The sequence below is a fragment of the Klebsiella sp. GG_Kp146 genome, from assembly GCF_040061975.1.
GTDB classification, from domain to species: Bacteria; Pseudomonadota; Gammaproteobacteria; order Enterobacterales; family Enterobacteriaceae; genus Klebsiella; species Klebsiella quasipneumoniae.
The window spans coordinates 55010-61569 of record NZ_JBEAHA010000019.1 but is presented as its reverse complement, the minus strand read 5'-3'; the positions used below and the strand labels follow the sequence as shown (position 1 = coordinate 61569).

Below are 6560 nucleotides of genomic sequence, written 5' to 3'. Positions count from 1 at the left end.
CCTGTGACCCCATCATTATGAGTGATGTGCTCTAACCAGCTGAGCTACGTAGCCATCTTTTTTTCGCGTAACCTTATCGGCGTTGCGGGGCGCATTATGCGTATTGGGCCTGCGAGCGTCAACCTCTTTTTCAAGGAAAATCGTTGTAATGTGACTGTTTGGTTAGGTTGCGAACAGCTCGCTGCAATAATCGGCAATTATTGGTTATTTATCGTTTTTCAGCGGCATAAATCCCGCAAAAAGAAAACGGACCCCGGAGGGTCCGTTTCGCGTTTCATCGCCTGTCAGGGCTTATTTATAGGCCGACTGGTGGACGCCCACCGCGCGGCCTGACGGATCGTTCATGGTTTTGAACGCTTCATCCCATTCAATGGCTTTGGCAGAAGAGCAGGCCACCGACGGACCGCCAGGGACACACTCCGCCGCGCTTGGCAGCGGGAACAGCTCTTCGAAGATCTCGCGGTACAGATAGCCTTCTTTGGAGGTCGGCGTGTTGTACGGGAAGCGGAAGCTTGCGGTTTCCAGCTGCTGGTCGCTGATCTGTTTCGCGGCCACTTCTTTCAGCGTATCGATCCAGCTGTAGCCGACGCCGTCAGAGAATTGCTCCTTCTGGCGCCAGGCCACGCTGGCCGGCAGGTAGGATTCAAAACATTCGCGCAGGATATGTTTTTCCATTTTGCCGTTGCCGCACATCTTATCCTGCGGGTTGATGCGCATCGCCACGTCGAGGAACTTCTTATCGAGGAACGGCACGCGGGCTTCCACGCCCCAGGCGGACATCGCTTTGTTGGCGCGAGCGCAGTCAAACATATGCAGCGCCTGCAGCTTACGCACCGTCTCTTCGTGCAGTTCTTTGGCGTTCGGCGCCTTATGGAAGTAGAGGTAGCCGCCGAACACTTCGTCCGAGCCTTCGCCGGAAAGCACCATTTTGATGCCCATGGCTTTAATTTTACGTGACATCAGGTACATCGGCGTCGAAGCGCGAATGGTGGTCACATCGTAGGTTTCGATGTGATAGATAACGTCGCGGATCGCATCCAGCCCTTCCTGAACGGTAAAGTGAATTTCATGGTGCACGGTGCCGAGGTGGTTAGCCACTTCCTGCGCCGCTTTCAGGTCGGGAGAGCCTTCCAGACCGACCGCGAAGGAGTGCAGCTGCGGCCACCAGGCTTCGCTACGCTCCTGATCTTCGACGCGACGGGCGGCGAATTTCTTGGTGATGGCGGAGATGACCGAAGAATCAAGGCCGCCGGAGAGCAGCACGCCGTAGGGCACGTCGGACATCAGGTGGCTTTTCACCGACTCTTCCAGCGCCTGACGCAGTTCGTTCTTATCGGTAACGTTGTCTTTTACCGCGTCGTAATCGAACCAGTCGCGCTGATAGTACTGGCGAATTTCACCGTCTTTGCTCCACAGGTAGCTGCCTGCCGGGAACTCTTTAATGGTGCGGCACACCGGCACCAGGGCTTTCATTTCTGAGGCGACGTAGAAGTTGCCGTGTTCGTCATGGCCCATATACAGCGGAATAATACCGATATGGTCGCGACCAATTAAGTACGCGTCTTTTTCGCTGTCGTACAGGGCGAAGGCGAACATCCCCTGCAGGTCGTCGAGGAACGCCGGGCCTTTTTCCTGATACAGCGCGAGGATCACTTCGCAGTCGGAGCCGGTCTGGAACTGATAGCGATCGCCATATTCCGCGCGCAGCGCCTGATGGTTGTAGATTTCGCCGTTAACGGCCAGCGCATGGGTTTTTTCGGCGTTGTACAGCGGCTGGGCGCCGGCGTTGACGTCGACAATCGACAGGCGCTCGTGCGCCAGAATCGCTTTGTCGCTGGCATACACGCCAGACCAGTCCGGACCGCGATGGCGCATCAGGCGGGAAAGCTCCAGCGCCTTTTTACGCAGCTCGCCTGCGTCAGTTTTAATATCCAGTACGCCAAAAATAGAACACATAGCCTTCTCCATTACCCTGTCGTGTTTGATGTTGTGCTGGCTTCGTCTCGTGGCGAAGCCTGAGTGCGTGCTTAAGAAAATGCCGTAAAGGGGGAGCCGGCGCAAGGGTTTTACGGCCGGAAAAAGAAAAAACGCAACTACGATTGTTGAATAGTAAAAAAAGAGTATCTTTTGAACGGCTTTATTGAAGAATACGCAATTATAAGCCGTTTTTATTAGATGGGGGGCTTTTAGCAGGCGTCAGAAATGAACAACCACGTCCTGAGACGTGGCTGGCATTAGAAAATATCGATTTCCGCGACGGAAGGGTAGATCCACGACGGGCGGAACGGCATGCTGTCGATGTCGTCGAGGGTCGAGACGCCGGAGAGCACCAGAATGGTCTCCAGCCCCGCCTGGAAGCCGGCCAGAATGTCGGTGCGCAGATTGTCGCCAACGATCACCGTCTGTTCGGAGTGGGCCTGCATTTTGTTCAGCGCTGAGCGGATGATCCACGGGCTGGGTTTACCGACGTAAAACGGCTTACGGCCGGAGATCTTCTCGATCCCGGCGCACAGAGCGCCGCAGGCCGGGTAGAAGCCGCGACCGTGAGTATCCGGGTTGGTGGCAATGAAGCGGGCGCCATTGGCGACAAAGAAGGCCGCCTTATGCATCATTTCCCAGTTAAAGGAGCGGGTTTCCCCGACGATGACAAAATCCGGGTTGACATCGGTAATGGTAAAGCCGGCTTTATACAGCTCGTGGATCAGCGCCCCTTCACCCACCACATAGGCTTTCTTGCCTTCCTGGCGGCGCAGAAAATCGGCCGTCGCCATTGCCGAGGTGTAAAAGGCGCTATCCGGCACCTCAATCCCGGCGGTGGCGAAACGGTTCGCCAGATCCTGGCCGGTTTGCGACGGGTAGTTGGTCAGCATCACCAGCGGCATGCCTTTATCGAGGATGCGCTTGATAAACTCGGCAGCGCCGGGAACGGCGACGTTATCGTGCATCAGCACGCCGTCAATATCACAAATTATGTTTTGAATGGTCATGGTGGGTCCAGAATCATTAACAAAGACGAAACTATACGCGTCATCGATGCGGTTTCACACCTCTGACGGGCGATGCCCGCCAGTGACAGAGCGACGCGCTTATCTGTAAAGGGGGGCGATTAGCTCTCAAGCAAGCGCTGCAGCAGCGTGCCATTGAGCATGGCGCGTTTGACCAGCGCGAAGGCGCCAATCGCTGAGCGATGATCGAGGGTGGAGCGCACCACCGGCAGGTTCTTACGAAACGCCTTCAGCGCCTGGGCGTTAATGCAGCCCTCAATGGCCGGGAGCAGCACTTTCTCGGCTTCCACAATTTCGCCGGCGACGACGATTTTTTGCGGATTGAACAGGTTGATGGCGATGGCGATCGTTTTTCCGAGGTGACGCCCTACGTACTCGATCACCTCGCAGGCCAGGGCATCGCCCTTGTTGGCCGCTTTGCAGATGGTTTTGATCGTGCAGTCATCGAGGGTCAGGCGGCTCTGGTAGCCCTGGTCCAGCAGATGGCGAACGCGATGTTCGATGGCGGCGTTCGCCGCGACGGTCTCCAGGCAGCCGAAGTTGCCGCAGTGGCAGCGTTCGCCCAGCGGATCGACCTGAATATGGCCAATTTCGCCCACGTTGCCGTTACGGCCAATAAAAATGCGTCCGTTGGAGATGATCCCCGCCCCGGTGCCGCGGTGCACGCGCACCAGAATGGAGTCTTCGCAGTCCTGGCTTGCGCCAAAATAGTGCTCGGCCAGCGCCAGACTGCGGATATCGTGCCCGACAAAGCAGGTAACGTTGAAGCGTTTTTCCAGCGCCCCGACCAGGCCCCAGTTTTCCACCGCAATGTGCGGCATATAGCGGATCACGCCGCTTTCTGGATCCACCAGCCCCGGCAGGATCACCGAGATGGCGATCAGCTCGCGGATTTTGCGCTGACAGTTTTCGATAAAAGTGGCGATGATATTCAGCAGGGCGTGTTCCAGCGTTTCCTGGGTGCGCTCGGGCAGCGGGAAATGCTCCTCCTCCAGGGTCTTGCTGCTTAAATCATAGAGGGTTAGGGTGGCGTCATAGCGGCCAAGGCGCACGCCAATGGCGTTGAAGTTACGCGTCTCCGCAATGATGGAGATGGCGCGGCGCCCCCCGGTGGAGGCCTGCTGATCGACTTCTTTGATCAGGCCGCGCTCAATAAGCTGACGCGTGATTTTGGTCACGCTGGCAGGGGCAAGCTGGCTTTGTTCCGCGATCTGAATGCGCGAGATAGGCCCATGCTGGTCAATCAGGCGGTACACGGCCGCGCTGTTCAGTTGTTTTACGAGGTCAACGTTACCAATTTGAGCTTGTCCGCCTGCTGTCATACTTTTACTTACTCAGTGACGACCTCGTTACCATTAACGATGGTCTTGGTGATTTTATAATCGCGTGTAAAGGCGGTCAGGTTAGCGACCATACCCGGCGCAATGCTGCCGAGCTGCTTGTCCACACCAATGGCGCGCGCGGGATAGAGCGTCGCCATCCGCAATACTTCGTCCAGCGCCACACCGCAATGCTCAACCAGATTACGCACCCCTTCAATCATGGTCAGGGAAGATCCGCTGAGGGTGCCGTTTTCATCTACGCACAGCCCGTTGCGGTAGTATATTGTTTTCCCGGCAAAAATGAACTGGTCAATATTCGCCCCCGCCGGCGCGGTGGCGTCGGTGACCAGGCACAGTTTGTCGCCTTTCAGGCGCTTGGCGTTGCGCACGTTGGCGTAATCGACGTGCATCCCGTCGACAATAATACCGCAGTAGACATCCGGCTCGTCAAAAATCGCCCCGGCCAGACCCGGTTCGCGGCCGGTAATGTAGGGCATCGCATTATACAGGTGGGTAGCGAAGGTAATGCCCGCGCGGAAGCCCACTTTCGCCTCTTTCAGCGTGGCGTTGGAGTGGCCCGCGGAGACGACTATCCCGGCGGCGACCAGTTTGCGGATCACTTCCGGCTCGACGCGCTCAGGGGCGAGGGTCACTTTGGTGATCACATCGGCGTTATCGCACAGGAAATCGACCAGCGCCGCGTCCGGTTTACGCACGTAGTCGGGATTGTGGGTGCCTTTCTTAACGATATTCAGCCACGGTCCTTCAAGATGCAGACCCAGCGCCTGGTTCGGGTGCTTTTGCAGGTATTCGCGCATCACGCGGACGCCTTGCTTCATCAGATCGTCGCTGGAGGTAATCAGCGTCGGCAGGAAGCTGGTGCAGCCTGAGCGTTCGTTGGCCTTCTGCATGATCTCCAGCGTTTCGACAGTGACCGCGTCAGGGCTGTCGTTAAACTGCACGCCGCCGCAGCCGTTGAGCTGGACGTCGATAAAACCGGGGGCGAGGATCGCGCCGTTGACTGAGCGCTGCTCGATGTCAGACGGCAAATCTGCCAGCGGACAAAGACGTTCGATAAGGCCATTAGCGATAACAACCGCATGGTCATCGAGAATTTCATGACCGGTATAAACCCGGCCCTGGGTTAATGCATACATTACGACCCCCGGTATATACGCCTCATCAGGCCCGGGAACGTTCGTTTGCCGCCGGCCTGATGATGCATACAAAGAAAAAGATGGTCCCGCGCAAAGTCGCGGGACGCGACTACATTACAGACCTTTAATATTTTCAGCTTCTAATTCGTTGAAATATTTCAGCGTCTTCACTTTCAGCTCCATGGTGGACGGTTCGTCGCAGACGATCACCGCCTTCGGATGCAGCTGCAGACAGGTAATGGTCCACATGTGGTTGACGTTACCTTCAACTGCCGCCTGCAGCGCCAGCGCTTTCTGATGGCCCAGCACCAGAATCATGACTTCTTCTGCATCCAGCAGGGTGCCCACGCCGACGGTCAGCGCATATTTCGGCACCAGATCCACGTCGCCGTCGAAGAAGCGGGAGTTCGCCACACGGGTGTCATGGGTCAGGGTCTTAATACGGGTGCGGGACGCCAGAGAAGAGGCCGGTTCGTTGAACGCGATGTGGCCATCGTTGCCCACGCCGCCCATAAACAGGTGGATTTTACCGTAGGAACGAATTTTTTCTTCATAGCGACGGCATTCCGCATCGATGTCCGGCGCGTTACCATTCAGCAGGTTGATATTTTCTGCCGGAATATCAACGTGGTCAAAGAAATTACGGTGCATGAAGCTATGATAGCTTTCCGGATGCTCTTTCGGCAGGCCAACGTATTCATCCATGTTGAAGGTGACAACGTGCTTGAAGCTAACCTGGCCTGCTTTATGCATTTCAACCAGCGCCTTGTAGGCGGTGAGCGGGGTGCCGCCGGTGGGCAGACCCAGCACGAACGGACGGTCCGCGGTTGGTTTGAATGCATTAATGCGGTTCACGATATGGCGGGCAGCCCATTTACCGACCTGCTCAGCGGTTACCAGGGGGATCAGTCTCATTCTTCACCTCTATAGTTAAAAGTAGAATCTGGCGGATTGGCGCCAGCACTCTGAGGAGAGTATTGCAGCAACTGCGCCGACCGGGGTCAATCCGTGTTGATTTTTTGAATGATAAAATAAGTTTTCGATGTTAGCCAGTCTAAGGGAGGGGTGAATACGAT

The 6560-nt window shown here is 56.3% G+C and carries 5 protein-coding genes; all 5 read right to left on the bottom strand.

From position 1 onward, the window contains the following. Nucleotides 1–291: 291 nt before the first annotated feature. Nucleotides 292–1956 carry an asparagine synthase B gene (asnB, locus tag ABLU95_RS19475; protein WP_032455135.1) on the bottom strand — a complete coding sequence of 555 codons (1665 nt, stop codon included), beginning with the start codon at nt 1954–1956 and terminating at the stop codon, nt 292–294. 278 nt (nt 1957–2234) lie between these two features. Beyond that, the gene (locus tag ABLU95_RS19470) at nt 2235–2987 is read right to left on the bottom strand and encodes an HAD-IIA family hydrolase (protein ID WP_023288846.1); all 753 of its coding nucleotides are present in this window, start codon (nt 2985–2987) and stop codon (nt 2235–2237) included. Nucleotides 2988–3106: 119 nt separating this feature from the next. Next, entirely contained in the window at nt 3107–4327 is a 1221-nt protein-coding gene (locus ABLU95_RS19465; protein ID WP_032455136.1) for an N-acetylglucosamine repressor, read from the bottom strand. 8 nt (nt 4328–4335) lie between these two features. After that, nucleotides 4336–5484 (bottom strand): N-acetylglucosamine-6-phosphate deacetylase, encoded by a 1149-nt coding sequence (gene nagA / locus ABLU95_RS19460; RefSeq protein WP_032455137.1) that lies wholly within the window; start codon nt 5482–5484, stop codon nt 4336–4338. A gap of 114 nt (nt 5485–5598) precedes the next feature. Continuing rightward, the gene (nagB, locus tag ABLU95_RS19455; protein ID WP_012542446.1) at nt 5599–6399 is read right to left on the bottom strand and encodes a glucosamine-6-phosphate deaminase; all 801 of its coding nucleotides are present in this window, start codon (nt 6397–6399) and stop codon (nt 5599–5601) included. Nucleotides 6400–6560 lie beyond the last annotated feature (161 nt).